General features: G+C 61.8%; 17 protein-coding genes. 10 read left to right on the top strand and 7 right to left on the bottom strand.

Features of this window, described 5'->3' with window-relative positions; all coding sequences use genetic code 11:
* Window positions 1-30: 30 nt before the first annotated feature.
* The 4 genes from ACTF58_RS04740 (at window position 31) to ACTF58_RS04725 (ending at window position 5,195) form a co-directional block, all read left to right on the top strand.
* Window positions 31-777 carry an SDR family oxidoreductase gene (locus tag ACTF58_RS04740; RefSeq protein ID WP_438990819.1) on the top strand — a complete coding sequence of 249 codons (747 nt, stop codon included), beginning with the start codon at window positions 31-33 and terminating at the stop codon, window positions 775-777.
* Between the two features lie 230 nt (window positions 778-1,007).
* Entirely contained in the window at window positions 1,008-2,186 is a 1,179-nt protein-coding gene (locus ACTF58_RS04735; protein WP_438990818.1) for an MFS transporter, read from the top strand.
* Window positions 2,187-2,295: 109 nt separating this feature from the next.
* Window positions 2,296-3,318 carry an aspartate-semialdehyde dehydrogenase gene (locus ACTF58_RS04730; protein ID WP_438990817.1) on the top strand — a complete coding sequence of 341 codons (1,023 nt, stop codon included), beginning with the start codon at window positions 2,296-2,298 and terminating at the stop codon, window positions 3,316-3,318.
* A gap of 242 nt (window positions 3,319-3,560) precedes the next feature.
* Window positions 3,561-5,195 carry a DUF4139 domain-containing protein gene (locus tag ACTF58_RS04725; protein ID WP_438990816.1) on the top strand — a complete coding sequence of 545 codons (1,635 nt, stop codon included), beginning with the start codon at window positions 3,561-3,563 and terminating at the stop codon, window positions 5,193-5,195.
* Between the two features lie 155 nt (window positions 5,196-5,350).
* On the opposite strand, the gene ACTF58_RS04720 is transcribed toward ACTF58_RS04725, so the two are convergent.
* Genes ACTF58_RS04720 through ACTF58_RS04710 form a run of 3 tightly spaced genes read right to left on the bottom strand, consistent with a single transcriptional unit; the run spans window position 5,351 to window position 7,342 of the window.
* On the bottom strand, window positions 5,351-5,662 hold the full coding sequence (locus ACTF58_RS04720; protein WP_089892458.1) for a P-II family nitrogen regulator: 312 nt from the start codon (window positions 5,660-5,662) through the stop codon (window positions 5,351-5,353).
* Between the two features lie 3 nt (window positions 5,663-5,665).
* On the bottom strand, window positions 5,666-6,640 hold the full coding sequence (locus ACTF58_RS04715) for a sodium-dependent bicarbonate transport family permease (RefSeq protein ID WP_438990815.1): 975 nt from the start codon (window positions 6,638-6,640) through the stop codon (window positions 5,666-5,668).
* Between the two features lie 54 nt (window positions 6,641-6,694).
* Window positions 6,695-7,342 carry a carbonic anhydrase gene (locus ACTF58_RS04710; RefSeq protein WP_438990814.1) on the bottom strand — a complete coding sequence of 216 codons (648 nt, stop codon included), beginning with the start codon at window positions 7,340-7,342 and terminating at the stop codon, window positions 6,695-6,697.
* A gap of 155 nt (window positions 7,343-7,497) precedes the next feature.
* Here ACTF58_RS04710 and ACTF58_RS04705 point away from each other — a divergent pair, with 155 nt between their 5' ends.
* The 4 genes from ACTF58_RS04705 (at window position 7,498) to speB (ending at window position 11,124) form a co-directional block, all read left to right on the top strand.
* The gene (locus tag ACTF58_RS04705) at window positions 7,498-7,878 is read left to right on the top strand and encodes a hypothetical protein (RefSeq protein WP_438990813.1); all 381 of its coding nucleotides are present in this window, start codon (window positions 7,498-7,500) and stop codon (window positions 7,876-7,878) included.
* A 77-nt stretch (window positions 7,879-7,955) separates the two neighbouring features.
* Window positions 7,956-9,338, top strand: coding sequence for a leucyl aminopeptidase family protein (locus ACTF58_RS04700; RefSeq protein WP_438990812.1), 1,383 nt, complete (start codon window positions 7,956-7,958; stop codon window positions 9,336-9,338).
* A complete protein-coding gene (locus ACTF58_RS04695) occupies window positions 9,335-10,168 on the top strand; it encodes a C40 family peptidase (RefSeq protein ID WP_438990811.1) in 834 nt (277 codons plus the stop codon). Before ACTF58_RS04700 ends, ACTF58_RS04695 begins: the two co-directional genes overlap by 4 nt.
* A complete protein-coding gene (gene speB, locus ACTF58_RS04690; protein WP_438990810.1) occupies window positions 10,165-11,124 on the top strand; it encodes an agmatinase in 960 nt (319 codons plus the stop codon). The genes ACTF58_RS04695 and speB overlap by 4 nt, the downstream gene beginning before the upstream one ends.
* A 72-nt stretch (window positions 11,125-11,196) precedes the next feature.
* On the opposite strand, the gene ACTF58_RS04685 is transcribed toward speB, so the two are convergent.
* The gene (locus tag ACTF58_RS04685; RefSeq protein ID WP_438990809.1) at window positions 11,197-12,309 is read right to left on the bottom strand and encodes a polysaccharide biosynthesis/export family protein; all 1,113 of its coding nucleotides are present in this window, start codon (window positions 12,307-12,309) and stop codon (window positions 11,197-11,199) included.
* Between the two features lie 73 nt (window positions 12,310-12,382).
* Between ACTF58_RS04685 and ACTF58_RS04680 the strand changes: the two genes are divergently transcribed.
* Entirely contained in the window at window positions 12,383-13,195 is an 813-nt protein-coding gene (locus ACTF58_RS04680; protein WP_438990808.1) for an NAD-dependent epimerase/dehydratase family protein, read from the top strand.
* Window positions 13,192-13,821: a sugar transferase gene (locus tag ACTF58_RS04675; RefSeq protein WP_438990807.1), complete on the top strand. Its 630-nt coding sequence runs from the start codon at window positions 13,192-13,194 to the stop codon at window positions 13,819-13,821. The genes ACTF58_RS04680 and ACTF58_RS04675 overlap by 4 nt, the downstream gene beginning before the upstream one ends.
* On the opposite strand, the gene ACTF58_RS04670 is transcribed toward ACTF58_RS04675, so the two are convergent.
* The 3 genes from ACTF58_RS04670 to ACTF58_RS04660 all read right to left on the bottom strand — a co-directional run bounded on the left by ACTF58_RS04670 (window position 13,796) and on the right by ACTF58_RS04660 (window position 16,237).
* Complete coding sequence (locus ACTF58_RS04670; RefSeq protein WP_438990806.1) at window positions 13,796-14,512, bottom strand: NAD(P)-binding domain-containing protein; 717 nt, start codon at window positions 14,510-14,512, stop codon at window positions 13,796-13,798. The two genes, ACTF58_RS04675 and ACTF58_RS04670, sit on opposite strands and share 26 nt — an antisense overlap.
* A gap of 111 nt (window positions 14,513-14,623) precedes the next feature.
* Window positions 14,624-15,238, bottom strand: coding sequence for a GcrA family cell cycle regulator (locus tag ACTF58_RS04665; RefSeq protein ID WP_438990805.1), 615 nt, complete (start codon window positions 15,236-15,238; stop codon window positions 14,624-14,626).
* Window positions 15,239-15,337: 99 nt separating this feature from the next.
* Entirely contained in the window at window positions 15,338-16,237 is a 900-nt protein-coding gene (locus ACTF58_RS04660; protein ID WP_438990804.1) for a DMT family transporter, read from the bottom strand.
* Window positions 16,238-16,259 lie beyond the last annotated feature (22 nt).

The following is a 16,259-nucleotide window of genomic DNA, read 5'->3' as shown; positions in this document are numbered from 1 at the left end:
TAGGGACATAAAACCATGGGAGGAAATGCTATGCGGCTAGAGGGGAAAACAGCGATTGTCACAGGCGGCGCGAGCGGCTTTGGCGCAGGGATTGCGCGCAAGTTTGTGGCCGAGGGGGCGCAGGTTATGATTGTGGACCTGAACCACGACGGGGCTATGGGCATGGCCGAAGAGCTGGGCGCGGGGTCGTTCGGGCATCAGGCGAATGTGGCGGAGGCGGGCGATGTGGCCGAGACGGTGGCCACGGCGCAGCAGGTCTTTGGCGCGGTGGATATTCTTGTGAACAACGCGGGTGTCACCCATTTGCCAAAGCTTATGGAAGAGGTCAGCGAGGAAGAGTTTGACCGTGTTTTTGCGGTGAATTGCAAGTCGGTCTATCTTTTTGCCCGCGCGCTTGCGCCCAAGATGAAGGCGCGGGGGCGCGGGGCGATCCTGAATGTGGCCTCTACCGCGGGTGTCAGCCCGCGCCCCAAGCTGAACTGGTACAATGCCTCTAAAGGCTGGATGAACACGGCGACAAAGGCTATGGCTGTGGAGCTGGCGCCTTTTGGCGTCAGGGTGAATGCGCTCAACCCTGTGGCGGGGGAGACGCCGCTTCTGGCGAGCTTTATGGGCGAGGACACCCCCGAAATGCGGGCGAAATTTTTGAGCACCATTCCTTTGGGGCGGTTTTCAACGCCTGAAGATATGGGCAATGCTGCGTGTTTTATGTGCTCGGATGAGGCGAGCATGATCACGGGGGTCTGTATGGAAGTGGATGGTGGGCGGTGTATTTGAGATCGAATTTTCCTTTGGAAAATCCGACCAAGCTGGGGGCGCTGCCCCCACACCCCCGTTGAAGCGCGAGGGCGAAGTCCAGACCTCAGGCCAAGCTGGGGGACCAGTCCCCCAGACCCCAGATTTAACTGGGGGACCAGTCCCCCAGACCTCAGATTTAACTGGGGGACCAGTCCCCCAGACCCCCTGGGATATTTTGAGAAAGAAAAAGAGCCAGAAAGGCATGAGAGATGCGCGTTGATTTGATTTTATTGTGTTTTGCTTATGTGTTGAGCCAGTTTTACAGGGCATTTTTGGCTGTATTGACCGAAGTATTGGAGCGCGATCTGGGGGCGAGCCCTGAGGACCTTGCGACGGCGTCGGGGCTTTGGTTTCTGGCCTTTGCGCTCATGCAGATCCCTGTGGGGTGGGCTTTGGACAAGGTCGGGCCACGGCGCACGGCGTCCTGGCTTTTGTTGATTGGCGGCGGGGGCGGCGCGGCTGTTTTTGCCATGGCGAGCGCGCCTGTGCATATTTCGATTGCGATGCTGTTGATCGGGGTTGGGTGTTCGCCTGTTTTGATGGCGTCTTACTATATTTTTGCGCGCAGCTACCCTGCGGCTGTCTTTGCCACTTTGGCGGCGGTTATTTTGGGGGTAGGCTCTGTGGGCAATCTGGCCTCGGCCTTGCCGACCACGCTGGCTGTTGAGGCCTTTGGCTGGCGCGCTGTTGTTTGGGGCATGGCGCTTGTGAGTGTGCTCACGGCGGTGGGGCTGTTCTTTATTGTGCGTGATCCCGAGCAGGCGGAGTCTGATGTGAAGGGGTCGCTGTTTGATTTGCTCAAGATGCCAGCGCTTTGGCTCGTTTTCCCTTTGATGACGTTTCATTATGCGCCGTCGGCGGGGGCGCGGGGGCTTTGGGTTGGTCCTTTCTTTCGCGATGTTTTTGGCGCCGGCGACGGGCTTGTCGGCAATGTCACGCTCTTGATGGGGGCGGCCATGATTGCGGGGACTTTTGCTTACGGGCCGCTGGACCGTATTTTGGGCACGCGAAAATGGGTTATTTTTGTGGGCAATGGTCTGACCATGGCTGGATGTTTTGTGCTTGGGCTTGTGTCTGTGCAGAGCCTTTGGCTGGCGGTGGGGCTGTTTGGCTTGATCGGGTTTTTCGGGGCGTCTTTCCCTCTGATGATGGCGCATGGGCGGGCGTTTTTCCCGCCCCATCTGGTGGGCCGCGGGGTCACGCTGATGAATTTGTTTGCCATTGGGGGCGTGGGCGTCATGCAGATGCTGACGGGGCGGCTTTATGCGCGTGTGGCGGAGGGGGCTGTGAGCCCGGCCGAGCCTTATCAGGCGCTTTTTGTCTTTTATGGCGCGCTGGTGGCGCTGGGGCTTGGTATTTATGCCTTTGCGCGGGATCGCACCGATTGAGCTTTGGCCTCGGACGGCGCGCGGGTTTTGCCTGAAACGCTTGAAGGCTCTTTATTCTGGGGGCTGGCTGCGCTATGGGGCCATGTCCTAGACATAAGGAGTCTTTTTGATGGGCTATAACGTTGTTGTCGTCGGCGCCACTGGCAATGTGGGTCGTGAAATGCTGAACATCCTCGCGGAGCGCCAGTTTCCCGTGGATAAAGTCGCTGTTCTGGCGAGCCGCCGTTCTATCGGAACGGAAGTGAGCTTTGGCGACAAGACCCTCAAGACGACGGATCTGGACACGTTTGATTTTGCGGGCTGGGACATGGCGCTGTTTGCTGTTGGCTCGGAGGCGACGAAGACATATGCGCCGCTGGCGGCCAAGGCGGGCTGTGTTGTGATCGATAACTCATCGCTTTATCGCTATGACAGCGAGGTGCCCTTGATTGTGCCTGAGGTGAACCCCGAGGCGATCCATGACTATGCCAAGAAAAACATCATCGCCAACCCGAACTGCTCGACCGCGCAGATGGTTGTGGCGCTGAAGCCTTTGCACGACCGTGCGCGTATCAAGCGGGTTGTGGTGAGCACCTATCAGTCTGTGTCGGGCGCGGGCAAAGAGGGCATTGACGAGCTTTGGGACCAGACCAAGAGCATCTACAATCCGACGGACAATAAGCCGCCGAAAAAATTCACCAAGCAGATCGCTTTTAACGTCATTCCGCATATTGATGTGTTTATGGACGACGGCTCCACCAAAGAAGAGTGGAAGATGGTCGCAGAGACTAAGAAGATCATCGACACCTCGATCAAAGTGACGGCGACCTGTGTGCGCGTGCCTGTTTTTGTCGGGCACTCCGAAGCGATCAACATCGAGTTTGAGGACTTCCTCGACGAAGACGAGGCACGCGATATTTTGCGGGAATCGCCCGGTGTGATGGTGATCGATAAGCGCGAAGACGGTGGCTATGTCAGCCCTGTGGAATGTGTCGGCGACTTTGCGACCTTTATCAGCCGCATTCGCCAAGACAGCACGATCGAGAACGGTCTGAACCTTTGGTGTGTGTCTGACAACTTGCGCAAGGGTGCGGCTTTGAACGCGGTTCAGATTGCCGAGCTGTTGGGCCGTGAGGTCTTGAAGAAGGGCTAAAGCTTTTTGGCGCTGTATTCTGGAGGGCTGGCCGAGGGGCTGGCCCTTTTTGCTTTTGAGGGGGATGCTGTGGGGGCTCTGCCCCCACGCCCCCGGGATATTTTGAGAAAGAGGAAGGGGCGGGGCGCGCGTGGTGGCGTGCGTGGTGGTGGGGGAGGCGGTGTCTTGCCTATGGTGGCGAGGGTGGGCTTGCGCCTTGGTCTGTGTTGGCGTCTTCTGGGGGTGTATTTAGGAGGTTCCCCATGCGCAGTTTTGCTCTGGTTCTTTGGCTTTTTCCGTCGGTTTGTGGTGCGGATATTATTGCGCTGAGCAGTGAAGTGACGGCGGTCAGGCTTTATCCGCAGGGGGCGAGCATTGTGCGGGAGGTGCCCTATCAGATGCCAGCGGGGCAGCATGAGCTTGTTTTGACCGGTTTGCCGCGCTCGACTGATTTGAGCCAGGTGGGGGTTGAGCTGACGGGGGCGCGGCTTGGAGCCGTGACGGGGCGCAGCGACTATGTGCCGCCGCGAGACGCGGTTGTGGACCAAGAGATCCAGGCGGCCAAGGCCGAGGTCGAGCGGCTTGAGGGCGTTTTGCGCAGGGGCGAGGCCGAGGTCTCAAGGATTGGTCTAGAGAGCGAGGCGGCGCAGGCGCGGGTTGCCTTTTTACGCGGGCTGGGCGCGGGCGCGCCGGCGGCTGGTCTGGATGTCGCTGCGCTGCGCGATCTGGCTGTGATGATTGGCGAGGAGATTTTGGCGGCGCGGCAGAGCGGCTTTGAGGCGGAGCTGCGCGCCGAGGCGGCGGAGCGCGCTTTGAGTGAGACCCGCGCTGCGCTGGCGAAGGCCTTGCAGGCGCTGGCGGCGCTTCAGACCGAAGAGGTGGCGGGGGGCGTGCAGCTGAGCCTTATGGCCAGCTCGGCGGCGGCGACGGAGGGCGTGGTGACGCTTTCGTATACGCATTATGACGCGGGCTGGGTTCCGACGTATGATATGCGCTTGGATCAGGGGGCAGGGCGGCTTGTGATCGAGCGGGGTGCGATGATCCGCCAGAACACGGGGGAAGACTGGGCGGATGTGCGCCTGACGCTTTCGACGGTGCGGCCGAGCGGGCAGATCGAGCCGAGCGAGGTTTTTGGCTGGCAGCGCGGGGTGATCGACCCGCCCCAAGCGATGCCGCGCCAGAGCAAGCACCTGGAAATGGATAGTCTGTCGCGTCTTGGGGCCGTTGCAGAAGCGCCGATGCGTGTGGCGGATGAGGCTGTGGCTTTGGCGGCATATGACGGGCTGGCTGTGAGCTATGACTACCCCGAGGCTGTGAGCGTGGCCAACCGCGCTGACAGTTTGCGCATCACGCTGGGCAAGGAGGAGACTGAGGCCGAGGTGCGGGCTTGGGCGGCACCGCTGTATGACGCCACGGGGTTTCTTATGGCGCATATTCGCAATGACACCGGCGCGCTTATTTTGCCGACGCCGTTTATGAACCTCTATCTTGACGGGCGCTTCATGGGGCAGAGCCGTTTGAGCGCGGTGATCCCTGCGGGGGCAGAGGCGGATATTGCTTTCGGGGCGATTGACGGCTTGCGCCTGACACGGAGTGTGACGCGCAACGCAGGCGACCGCGGGATGATCAGCCGTTCGAGCGCGTTGAGCGAGGAGGTCGTGATTGAAGTGGAGAACCTGACGGGGCAGGACTGGCCTGTGACGCTGTTTGACCGTGTGCCTTACTCAGAGCAGGAGGAACTGGTGATTGCGTGGCAAGCGCGCCCGCGCCCGCGCGAGACCGATTATGAGGCGCGGCAGGGTGTGCTTGTTTGGGATCTGGAGCTTCTGGCGGGGGCCAAGCAGGCTGTGACGCTTGAGGTTGGGCTGGAGTGGCCCGAGGGGAAGGTCTTGCAATAGCGGGAGTGAATGTGGCTGTGGCACATTTGGTCACGGCGGGGTGCGCGCCCTGCACCGCCGTATAGAGCGGGGGGCCAGCCCCCCGCGCCCCCCGGGATATTTGGGGCAAAAAGAAAGGGGTGGGGGGATGATCAGGTTTGGCGCTGGGGTGGGGCTCAGAAGCGCTCGGCGCGCAGGACTTCGCAATCGGTTATATTGACCACGCCGATGTGTTTTTCGACCACTTTGAAGGCGGCTGTCAGGAGGGCGTCGAGGCGCTCTTCGCGCACGATACAGATGAATTGCACCATGCCTTCGGCGCGGCCGACCTGACCTGTGCGATCCCAGAGGCCCGAGCGGCCGGAGCCGCCATAGACCGGCAGGATTGTGAAGCCGTGGACATCGGCTTTGACCAGCGCGTCAGAGAGGCGCGACTGCATGATTTTTTCGATGGTGATTTCGACACGTTTGGCTTTGTGGGTTTGCATGGATCAGGCTCCGAAGACAAAGCTGGCGGCCGCGAGGTAGAGCGGGATGCCGAGCACGAGATTGAACGGGAAGGTGACGCCGAGAGAGAGCGTGAGGTAGATCGAGGGGTTGGCTTCGGGCAGGGCCACGCGCATGGCGGCGGGCACGGCGATATAGCTCGCGGAGGCCGAGAGCGTCATCAAGAGGACTGTGCCGCCCAAGCTGAGGCCGAGCAGGAGCGCAGCAACGAGGCCGAGGGCCGCACCGATGGGTGGCATCAGCACGCCGAAGGCGATGCTGCCCCACCCCAGAAGCTTGCCGCCTTTGGCGAGGCCGCGGCCCGCGACGAGGCCCATGTCGAGCAGGAAGAGGCAGAGCACGCCTTTGAAGGGCGCGACCACGAAGCTTGAGATTTCGGCGAGGCCGTCTTCGCCTGTGATCATGCCGATGAAGAAGGCACCAACCAAGAGGACGATTGAGCCGTTGAGCATGATTTCGCGCCAGAGGCTGGCGTCCATGCGGCCTGCTTCGCCGCGCGAGATGAGCCAGAGGGCGGAGAGAATGGCGGGGGCCTCCATGGCGGCGGCGACGGCGACCATATAGCCCTCGGAGGCAATGCCCGAGCTTTCCAGAACCGAGGTGGCGGCGACGAATGTGACGATCGAGATCGAGCCGTAGTGGCCTGCGACGGCGGCGGCGTTGAGCCTATCAAGCCCTGACATGGCGCGCAGGAGCGCGAAGGCGAGGAGCGGCAGCAGCGCCGAGAGAATAACACCTGCGACAAGGCTCATGCCGAGGGTCATGTCGACGCCATGGGCCGAGACGCTGACGCCGCCTTTGAAGCCGATGGCGAACAAGAGGTAGATCGAGAGCGCTTTGGCGGCGGCCTCGGGGACGGAGAGATCGGATTTCGCGAGCGAGGCCGCGAGGCCAAGGGCAAAGCAGAGAACAATCGGGGACAGCAGATTATCGGCTGCCAAGCTCAGGATTTCGGTCATGGTGTTCCTCGGGTTCGGGCCTGTGGGGCGTCTGGTCTTGAGCCGTGGCGGGGGTTAGATTTTGCAGAATTTGCCTTCTTTGAAAAGAAATTCCTCGATTAGGCCTTCGCCGATATTGTGCCAGAGGCCGTGAATCGAGATTTTGCCACTTTCCACGTCGTCGGCGACGAAGGGGAAGGTCTTGAGATTTTGCAGCGAGACGAGCACGGCCTCTTTTTCGAGCGCGGTGGTTTGATCGTCTTCGGGGAGATTTTTGATGCGCTCATAGCCCGGGCGCAGGATGTCCATCCAGCGGCCAACGAAGCTCTCTTTTTTGTCGAGCTCTGGCGCGCGGCCTGCGCACATATCAAGGCAGCCTGCGACGCCGCCGCAGTTTGAGTGGCCCATGATGATGATGTGGGCGACTTTGAGCACGGTCACGGCGTATTCGATCGCGGCGGAGGTGCCGTGTTGGGCGCCATCGGGCTTATAGGGCGGCACAAGATTGGCGATGTTGCGGTGCAGGAAGAACTCGCCCTGCTCGGCACCAAAGATCGAGGTGGCGTGCACACGGCTGTCGCAACAGGTGATCAGCATGGCGCGGGGATGCTGGCCGTCGTCGGCGAGGCGGCGATACCAGCTTTCGTTTTCTGTATAGGTGGTGGCTTTCCAGCCTTGGAAACGCTGAACGAGATATTGGGGCAGGGGTTTTGTCGTGTGCATGGTGATCTGGTCCGTTGCGTTTGGCTGTCTTGCCTCTCTGAATAGTCTGCATTGTCAAAGAATTCGAGAGAAAAGGCGCTTGGGCATAAACCAATTTCGAGGGATTGGCTGTCATAGTGACCCTTGCCGTGGGGCAAGAACCAAAGGGTGAGATGATGACTGAGGTAAGAATGCTGGCGATGAGCGAGCCTGTTGAGCTGGATGCCGACACGCTGGAACAGCTTTATGAGGCATTGGGCGATGCGGCAGCGGAAGACGTTGTGTGCCGCGCGATGGAAGAGCTGGCGGTTAAGCTGGCGCAAGCGGACAGGCTGTATCGCAGCGGGCAGATTGGCGAGATGCGCAAGGTTGTGCGCTCTATGGGTGCGATTGCCAAGCAGATCGGGATGATCCGGCTTGCGGTTGTGGCGGAAGACCTGGTTGGCTGTGTCGAGGCGCAGGACAGCGTGGCGCTGGCGGCTGTCTTGCAGCGGCTGATGCGCACGGGCGAAGGCTCGTTGACCGAGATCTGGCAGTTGCAGGATCTTTCGATATGAGCTGAAAGAATGTGGTTCCCTCTGGTTCACAAGTTGCTTTAGGCTGAGGCTTGAAACCAGCCAAAGGATGCCTGCCTGTGAGCCTGACATTTGCCCCCGCCGATGCGGACGCGACCCCGCTTTATCTCTTGTCCCCTGACGGGTTTGAGGACTGGCTGCCGCGCCAGAGCGAGGCTGCGAAGACATGGATCACCCATGCGGGGTTTGGCGCGGGGCTGGGCGAGGCCTTGAGCGTGCCACGGCCAGACGGGCGTATGCTGTGTGCGCTTGCGGGCTATGGCACGGAGGCAGCGCGCAAGCGGGCGCGGTTCGGGCTGGCGGCGGCGGCGGCCAAGCTGCCTGCGGGCACCTATCGACTTGTGAGCGACCTTACGGGCGAAGCCCTTGAAGCGGAGGCGCTGGGCTGGCTTTTGGGGCAGTATGTGTTTGACCGTTATGCGCAGGCAAAGGCACCTGCGGCGCGGCTTGTGGCCCCCGAAGGCGTGGACGCGGCCCGCATTGAGGCGATTGCCAAGGGCGAAGCGCTGACGCGTGATCTGATCAACACCCCTGCAAACGACATGGGGCCTGTGGCGCTTGAGGCGGCGGGCGCGCGTTTGGCCGAGGCGCATGGGGCGCAGTTTCATGTCATACGCGGCAAAGCTTTGCTGGAGGAAAACTTCCCGCTCATTCACACGGTGGGCCGTGCGAGCGATGAGCCACCCCGATTGATCGAGATGCGCTGGGGCGACAGCGGGCCGAAGCTGACGCTTGTGGGCAAGGGCGTTTGCTTTGACACGGGCGGGCTGAACCTGAAGCCCGGGGCCTCCATGGCCTTGATGAAAAAGGATATGGGCGGCGCGGCGACTGTTCTGGGGCTGGCCGAGATGATCATGGCGCTGGGGCTGAAGCTTCAGCTCAGGGTGCTTATCCCTGCGGTGGAAAACGCGGTGAGTGGCAATGCCTTCCGCCCCGGGGATATTCTGACGAGCCGTCAGGGGCTGACGGTTGAGATCAACAATACAGACGCCGAGGGGCGGCTTGTGCTGGCGGATGCGCTCAGCTTCGGGGCGGAAGATGCGCCTGACTTGATGATTTCGATGGCGACTTTGACGGGGGCGGCGCGGGTGGCTGTCGGGCCTGATCTGGCGCCGTATTTCTCCGACGATGCTGCGTTTGTGAGCGCTTTGGAGGCAGGTGCCGCCCGCGCGCAAGACCCTGTTTGGCGGTTGCCGTTCTGGGAGCCTTATGAGGAGGTGATCGAACCCGGGATTGCCGATCTGGACAATGCGCCGAGCGGGGGCTTTGCGGGGACGATCACGGCGGCGCTGTTCCTGCGGCGCTTTGCGGGGGCAACAAACTATGCGCATTTTGATGTTTATGGCTGGAACCCAGCGGCCAAGCCAGCGCGGCCCAAGGGCGGCGTGGGCATGGCGGCGCGCGCTTTGCTTGAGGCGCTGCCTGTGATGCTGAAACTATGAGCGACCGCCGCACAACGCCAAACAACGGACGGGTCGCCGCCGCGCGCCTGAAGGGGCACGTCGAGGCTGCGAAGTTTGTGGAAGGCGAGGCCAGACAGATAATGCTGCCTGTGGTGGATCTGTTGCGCGCCCCTGATGGCAGGCGTGACCGCCAGCTTCTGGCGGGGCAGGCTGTGAGCCTGTTGGAGGAGCGTGACGGCTGGGCCTATGTTGAAAGTGCGCTGGATGGCTATGTCGGATATGTGCCTGAGGCGAGCCTTGGCGCGCTGCGGGAGGCGACCCATGTTGTCAGCGCGCGGGCGACGCATATTTACACGCAGGCCGACATGAAGAGCGCCGAGCGCGCCAGCCTGAGCATGGGCAGCCGTCTGCGGGTTTTGCGCGAGCAGGAGGGCTTTGCGAAAGTGCCTGAAGGCTTTGTGCCGCTGGTGCATTTGCGCGGGCTGGAGCCAGAGAACGACCCTGTAAGCGTGGCCGAGCGCCTGCTTGGCACGCCTTACCTTTGGGGCGGGAATTCGGCCTTCGGGATTGACTGCTCGGGGCTTGTTCAGGCGGGGTGCGCCGCCTGCGGGATTGTCTGTGACGGGGACAGTGACTTGCAGGAGGCGGCGCTTGGCGAGGCTTTGCCTGCGGATGCGCCGCTGCGGCGGGGGGACCTTATGTTTTGGAAAGGTCATATCGCTTGGGTTGTGGACAGCGAGACGCTTTTGCACGCCAATGCGCATCATATGGCTGTGGTATATGAGCCGATCGCGGCGGCGATCAGACGGATAGAAGAGCAGGGCGACGGGCCAGTGAGCGCGCGCAAGAGACTTAAGGAGCGAAGATGAGCGATAGATTTTTTCAGCCCGTGTCGGGGATGGATCTGCCACGGTTTGCGGGAATTCCGACCTTTATGCGGCTGCCACATCTGCCACGTGGCGATGCGCGCTGGGCGGATGTGGATGTGGGCATTATTGGTGTGCCTTGGGACAGCGGCACAACCAACCGCCCCGGTCCGCGCCACGGGCCGCGCCAGTTGCGCGATGCATCAACCATGATCCGAGCGGAGCATTCTGTGAGCGGGGTGCGCCCGTTTGAGGCCTTGAACTGTGCCGATCTTGGCGATGTCGGGCCGAACCCTGCGGATATTCAGGACTCGATGCAGCGGATCACGGCCTTTTATAAAGACGTGGTGGCGGCGGGCATCTTGCCGCTGACGGCGGGGGGCGATCATCTCTCCTCGCTGCCGATTTTGCGCGCGGTGGCCGAAAAAGCGCCTGTCGGGATGATCCATTTTGACAGCCACACCGACCTCTATCACTCGTATTTTGACGGGATGATGTATACCCATGGCACGCCGTTCCGCCGCGCCTGTGAAGAGGGCCTGCTTGACCCCAAGCGGGTGATCCAGATCGGGATTCGCGGGACGCAATATGACAGTGAGGACCGTGATTTTGCCCGCGCCGAGGGCATCAGGATTGTTCCGATTGAGGAATTCCATGCGCGCGGTGTGGAGGATGTTATGGCCGAGGCGCGCGAGATTGCGGGCACAGGCGCGACCTATTTGAGCTATGATATCGACTTTGTCGACCCGACCTTTGCGCCCGGCACAGGCACGCCCGAAGTGGGCGGGCCGAACTCCTATCAGGCGCTGCAAGTGGTGCGGGGCTTGAGCGGGGTCAATATTGTCGGGGCCGATATGGTGGAAGTGTCGCCACCGTTTGATACGAGTGGCGGAACGGCTTTTCTGGCGGTGTCGATTATGTTCGAGATGCTGTGCCAGATGGCCGCCAATCGGGCCTAAAGACGGGCCTGAGGCGGCCTTTAAGGACAAGATATCCCGCTATGGCCGAGGGCTTGGCGGGATATCATTTGCTCAATTGCCTGAGGCGGCATTCGCCAGCCCGAAGGCCGAGCCGATCAGCCCGAAGAGGGCGCGGGCGGCATTGACGGCGGATTCTGTCGCGAGGACAGTATCGTCTGGCTCGATGTCAAAGTTCCGGGCGGCAAAGAGGCCGTCGGCATTTGTCAGATCAAAGGCGAAGACCACATAGGGCAGGTCGGGGCTGTTGCGCCCTGTGCCGACCTGCTTGGTGGAATATTCGCGCAACACGAGCACGGCCTTGAGATTGGCGCGCCCATCCGAGAGGCCGCCGAGCATGGAGAGCGCCTCCATGGCGGTGATCTCTTCTTTGTCAAAATAGACGATCCGCTCGGAGCCTGTCGCCCCGAGGGCTGTAAAATAGCGGTCGTCTTCGCGCACGATGACTGTGTCACCGCCTTGGAGGGTGATGTTGCGCGCGTGATCCGAGAGCAGGGCCTCGGCGCGAATGCTATATGTCTTTGAGCCGCGCACGAGGCGCACCTGCGGGTTGCGCAGGGTTTTGTCTATGCCGCCGCCTTGGGACAGCAGGCTGAGGATGTTGTAGTTCCGGCTGGGCAAGGGGTAGGTGCCGGGGGAGGTAACGCCAGAGACCAGATCAACCGAGTTTTGCAGGCCTTGCCTCAGCATCAGCTGGACCTGAGCGGAGGGGGAAATATCTGTGAGGCGGGTCTGGATATTGCGACGGGCATCATTGGCTGTCATGCCGCTGATAACGACGTCGTCGAGATAGGGCACGAAAATCGCCCCTGAAGGCGAGACAGTCAGGCCGCGCATTTCTGTCGACTTCTGGCCCGGGCTTGTGATCAGGGAGTTGTCGTTGCTGTCCCAGATGATCAGGTCGACGGTGTCGCCGGCGCGGATTGTGCTGGAATTGGGGCCTTTGGAGGCTTTGGGCCAATATGTTTTGGTTTGCTTGGCCGCGCGGGGCCATTGTGCGACGGTGGCAAGCTCTGTGCGTGTCACCTCGATCACTTGAAAGCTGGGGCTGTCGGCTTTGGTTTCTCGCACGACTTCTTGCATGAGCGCCGCGCCACGGGGCAGCGAGCAGGCCGTTAGGGACAGAGACAAAAACAACACAAAATAAAACCGCATAAACACGCGCACGAAATCCTCCCCCAAGACATTTTTTGGGCACTTATATTTGTTTACACAGGATATCGGGTGCTAGAAAGCCCCAATGCTATTGGAAGGTTACTTTTTGAAAACGGTTCTGATCCTTGGAAAGACTGGCAAGCTGGGCCGTGCTTTGGCGCGGGTGTGGCGCGCGGCGCCGCCAGCGGGCTTTCGGCCTCATTGGGTCGGGCGAGGCGATTTGGACGCGCCTTTGCCTGAGGCCAGTGCTGTGATTGCACTTTGGGGGGTTACATCGGGCGATGAGGCCCAGCTTGCGCAGAACACGGCGCTTGCGGAGGCGGCTGTGATGATTGCGCGGGCGACGGGGGCGGCGCGGGTGTTGCATCTCTCCAGCGCGGCGGTTTACGGCGCGGGGGCGGCGGGCTTTGCAGAGGCGGACCCGTTGCGGCCTTTGGGCGCTTACGGGCAGGCCAAGGCCGATATGGAAGCGCGAATTTCGCGGCTCGGCGGGCCTGTGGGCAATTGTGTCGTGCGGCTTGCGAATGTGGCGGGCTGTGACAGCTTGTTTCGGGCTTTGGCAGGGGATGCGCCCTTGCAGATCGACAGGTTTGACACAGGCGGTGGGCCTCTGCGCAGTTATATTGCCCTGCCCGAGCTGGCGCAGGTGTTTGAGGCTTTGATCGCGCTACCGCTTGAGGCTTTGCCCGCTGTCTTGAATGTCGCGCAGCCGAAAGCTTTGGATATGGCCGAGATTGCCATGGCGGCGGAGCGGGAGATCGCCTGGGCTGTGCCGCGCGCGGGCGCTGTGGCGCGGGTTGAGCTTGATCTCACCGCTTTGGGACAGATTATATCGCTGCCCGAGGCGCGGGCGGCGGATATGGTTGCGGCCTGGCGGGACTATGGGGGCTGGTCATGAGGCGGGGCAAGCGGGCGATGGACATCGGGCTGGCGGTTTTGCTGCTGCTGGTGCTTTGGCCGCTTTTTCTTGTGATTGCTGTGCTGATCAAGCTGTCGGACGGGGGCGATATCTTTTATATCGCCGAGCGGATGCGCGCTGTGGAGCGGCCCTTTATGCTCTGGAAGTTTCGCACCATGCGCGCGGCGCAGGGGGATGCGGGCGTGTCTGGCGGGGATAAGGCCGTGCGGATCACGGCTGTGGGCCGTTTTCTGAGGCGCAGGCGGCTGGATGAGTTGCCACAATTGCTCAACATTTTGCGCGGGGATATCAGCTTTGTCGGGCCGCGCCCGCCGCTGAGGCGCTATGTCGAACTCTATCCCGAGCTTTATGGCGAGGTCTTGAAGACGCGCCCCGGGGTGACGGGGCTGGCGACGCTGGCGTTTCATCGCCGCGAGGAGGTCTTGTTGTCAGGCTGTGAGAGTGCTGAGGAGACCGAGGCTGTCTATATGCGCCGCTGTGTGCCTGTGAAGGCGCGGCTTGATTTGATCTATGCGCGCGAGCAGGGGCTTTGCTATGATCTGCAGCTGATGGTGGCGACAGTTTTTAAGCGGATGCCGCTTAGAGCGCGTCGAGGCCGCTTTTGAGGGCGGTGAAGCTGTTGGCGCTGTCCATATGGGCGCGCAAGCGGGCGTTGTAGCCGCCTTCTGTGCTCAGCGAGGCGAGCAGGGGCGCGAGCGGGCTGGCCGTGAGGTTGGCGGCGATCAGACTGCGCAGGAAATCTTGCGCTTTGGTCGCCTCGGCGCCCTGTGTGGCTGCCCAATCGGCGGCAGTGAGCAGCATTTGCACCACGGGGGAGAGCACGGCTTGGGCCGAGAGCATGGCTTTGAACTCGGCCTCGGAGGCCATGGCGAAGACATCATGAGCGGCGAAAATCTCGGCGACGAGATCAGACTCAGGGTAGGCGATCAGCGGCGAGCGAGTGTGGGCTATGGCCGGGAAGGGGAGCACAAGGCTCTCGGCTTGGGCGGGGCCGATCAGCGCCTGCACTTCGCTCAAGGGCAGATCGGCAATAAAGGAGATCACCCGCTGGCCCGCGCGAAAGGGTAGCTTGGGGAGCAGTTCACGGGCCGTATCGGGCATCAGGCCGAGGAAGAGCACATCGGCTGTGGCGGTGACATCGGCATTGGCGGCGATGGTGACGTTGTCATAGGCAGCGCTGAGGGCTGCGGCGTTGCTCGCGGAGCGCTCGGAGACTGTGATCTGGTGGCCGAGAGGGGCGAGGGCGTGCACCACGGCGGTTGCGATTGTGCCTGTGCCGAGAAATCCGAGGCTCATGAGGCGCTCCTTGCGAGGGATTGCGCTTTGGCTTTGCCAAATCGCGGTGGGGCGAGAGGGCTTTGCCCTCTCGCGCTCTCCCAGGATATTTTTAGAAAGAGGAAGAGCAGATCAGCGCTTGCGGTCGCGGCGGGACGACATGGGCTGGAAGGCGACGCCGACGTGGGCCTCGCAATAGGGCTTACCTGCCTGGGTGGAGAGGCCACAGAACCAGAAATCATCTGTTGCAGGATCGCCCACGGGCCATTTGCAGGTGCGTTCGGTCAGCTCCATCAGGGTCAGCTTTTTGGCTTTTTTCTCGATGGCGCTGACTTTGGCGAGGGCTTCGGCGCTGATCTCGTTGTGGGAGGGTTGTGGCGGGAGCGGCTGGCCTGCGGGAATGATGGCGCGGCGGGCAGGGCTTTTGGGGATCGGTTTGGCTTCGACCTCGACTTCGGCGTCGGCAACAGGCTCAGCCGCGGGGGCTGGCTCGGCGGGTTTCGCGGCGGGCTTGGGCGGGGCGGCCTTGGGCTTTGAGGGCTTTTTGGGCGCAGCGGTGGGCGCTGCTGCTTTGGCATCGGGCTTGGCTGCCGCTGTCGTGGTGCGGTTGGACAGGCCGAGGCGGTGCACCTTGCCGATCACGGCGTTGCGGGTGACGCCACCAAGCTCTTTGGCGATCTGGCTGGCCGACTGGCCTTCGCCCCACATTTTTTTCAATACTTCTACGCGTTCGTCTGTCCAGGACATCCGGTTTCCTTGAGGTTGGGGGGCGCGCGCACGGGGCGGGCCAGAACTTGGGTCAGCGCCCTATTCTAAGCATCACGGGCGCAGATACAAGGTGCAGAATCACTTGGGGGGTGATGTGGCGGCCTTGAGATGGCTTTCGCGCCACGCCAGCAGGCCTGCGCCTGAGAGAATGGTGAGCGCGCCAAGCGTTGTGACGGCATCGGGCCAGGCCCCGAAGAGAGCCGCATCATAGGCGGCTGCGAAGATCAGCGTGGTGAAGGCGAAGGGGGCGACATAGCTTGCTTCGGCGCGGGCCATGGCGCTTACAAAGAAGAACTGGGCCATGGCCATAGCGGAGCCGACGCCCGCGAGGATGAGCCATTGGGCGGGGCTGGGCATCTGCCAGACGGGGAGCACGGCGAGGCTGGCGATGGTCAGGCCTATGGTATTGTTGACAAAGAGGATTTGCAGCGGCGGTTCGCGGCCCGAGAGACGCTTGATCAGGATCACCTCAAGGCCCATGAAGAGTGCTGCGCCGAGCGCCAAGAGGGCACCGGCCTCAAAGCTGGCGGGCGAGGGGCGCAGGAGGATCAGCGCCCCCAGAAAGGCAATGGCGGCGGCGCTCCAGCGGACGGGGCCGACCCGCTCGCCCAGAAGCGGAATGGCAAAGACCATCGCAAACACGGGGTTGAGGAAGCTGATCGCTGTGGCATCGGCCATCGGCACAAAAGCCACGGCGGCAAACATCAGTGTTACGCCGCTCCAGCCGAGTAGGGAGCGGGCGGCGTGAAGGCGCAGGTTTGGGTGCGAAATCTTCTGGCGGGTGGCTGTCACCACTGTGGTGATCAGAACAAAGGCGAAGAGAAAGCGGCCATGGCTGATCTGGAGGGGGTGCAGCGGTGTTCCGAAGCCTGGGTCGGAGGCGAGCTTGGCCATCAGCGTGGAGCTGGCGATAAAGAAGGTTGCTATGAGCATGAGCGCGACGGCGAGGCGTGCGTTGGGGAGGGCGAGAGCTTTCATGGGGCAAGCGATAGAGGAGCCG

Source organism: Lentibacter sp. (assembly GCF_965657785.1).
Classification (GTDB): Bacteria; Pseudomonadota; Alphaproteobacteria; order Rhodobacterales; family Rhodobacteraceae; genus Lentibacter.
The sequence above is the reverse complement of the archived record's forward strand: the minus strand, read 5'-3'. Positions and strand labels throughout refer to the sequence as shown.

What these genes read in the sequence shown, in the direction of transcription:
- ACTF58_RS04740 (WP_438990819.1), top strand. Translation starts at nt 31, where the DNA reads ATGCGGCTAGAGGGGAAAACAGCGATTGTCACAGGCGGCGCGAGCGGC.
- ACTF58_RS04735 (WP_438990818.1), top strand. Translation starts at nt 1,008, where the DNA reads ATGCGCGTTGATTTGATTTTATTGTGTTTTGCTTATGTGTTGAGCCAG.
- ACTF58_RS04730 (WP_438990817.1), top strand. Translation starts at nt 2,296, where the DNA reads ATGGGCTATAACGTTGTTGTCGTCGGCGCCACTGGCAATGTGGGTCGT.
- ACTF58_RS04725 (WP_438990816.1), top strand. Translation starts at nt 3,561, where the DNA reads ATGCGCAGTTTTGCTCTGGTTCTTTGGCTTTTTCCGTCGGTTTGTGGT.
- ACTF58_RS04720 (WP_089892458.1), bottom strand. Translation starts at nt 5,662, where the DNA reads ATGCAAACCCACAAAGCCAAACGTGTCGAAATCACCATCGAAAAAATC.
- ACTF58_RS04715 (WP_438990815.1), bottom strand. Translation starts at nt 6,640, where the DNA reads ATGACCGAAATCCTGAGCTTGGCAGCCGATAATCTGCTGTCCCCGATT.
- ACTF58_RS04710 (WP_438990814.1), bottom strand. Translation starts at nt 7,342, where the DNA reads ATGCACACGACAAAACCCCTGCCCCAATATCTCGTTCAGCGTTTCCAA.
- ACTF58_RS04705 (WP_438990813.1), top strand. Translation starts at nt 7,498, where the DNA reads ATGACTGAGGTAAGAATGCTGGCGATGAGCGAGCCTGTTGAGCTGGAT.
- ACTF58_RS04695 (WP_438990811.1), top strand. Translation starts at nt 9,335, where the DNA reads ATGAGCGACCGCCGCACAACGCCAAACAACGGACGGGTCGCCGCCGCG.
- speB (WP_438990810.1), top strand. Translation starts at nt 10,165, where the DNA reads ATGAGCGATAGATTTTTTCAGCCCGTGTCGGGGATGGATCTGCCACGG.
- ACTF58_RS04680 (WP_438990808.1), top strand. Translation starts at nt 12,383, where the DNA reads ATGCTATTGGAAGGTTACTTTTTGAAAACGGTTCTGATCCTTGGAAAG.
- ACTF58_RS04675 (WP_438990807.1), top strand. Translation starts at nt 13,192, where the DNA reads ATGAGGCGGGGCAAGCGGGCGATGGACATCGGGCTGGCGGTTTTGCTG.
- ACTF58_RS04670 (WP_438990806.1), bottom strand. Translation starts at nt 14,512, where the DNA reads ATGAGCCTCGGATTTCTCGGCACAGGCACAATCGCAACCGCCGTGGTG.
- ACTF58_RS04665 (WP_438990805.1), bottom strand. Translation starts at nt 15,238, where the DNA reads ATGTCCTGGACAGACGAACGCGTAGAAGTATTGAAAAAAATGTGGGGC.
- ACTF58_RS04660 (WP_438990804.1), bottom strand. Translation starts at nt 16,237, where the DNA reads ATGAAAGCTCTCGCCCTCCCCAACGCACGCCTCGCCGTCGCGCTCATG.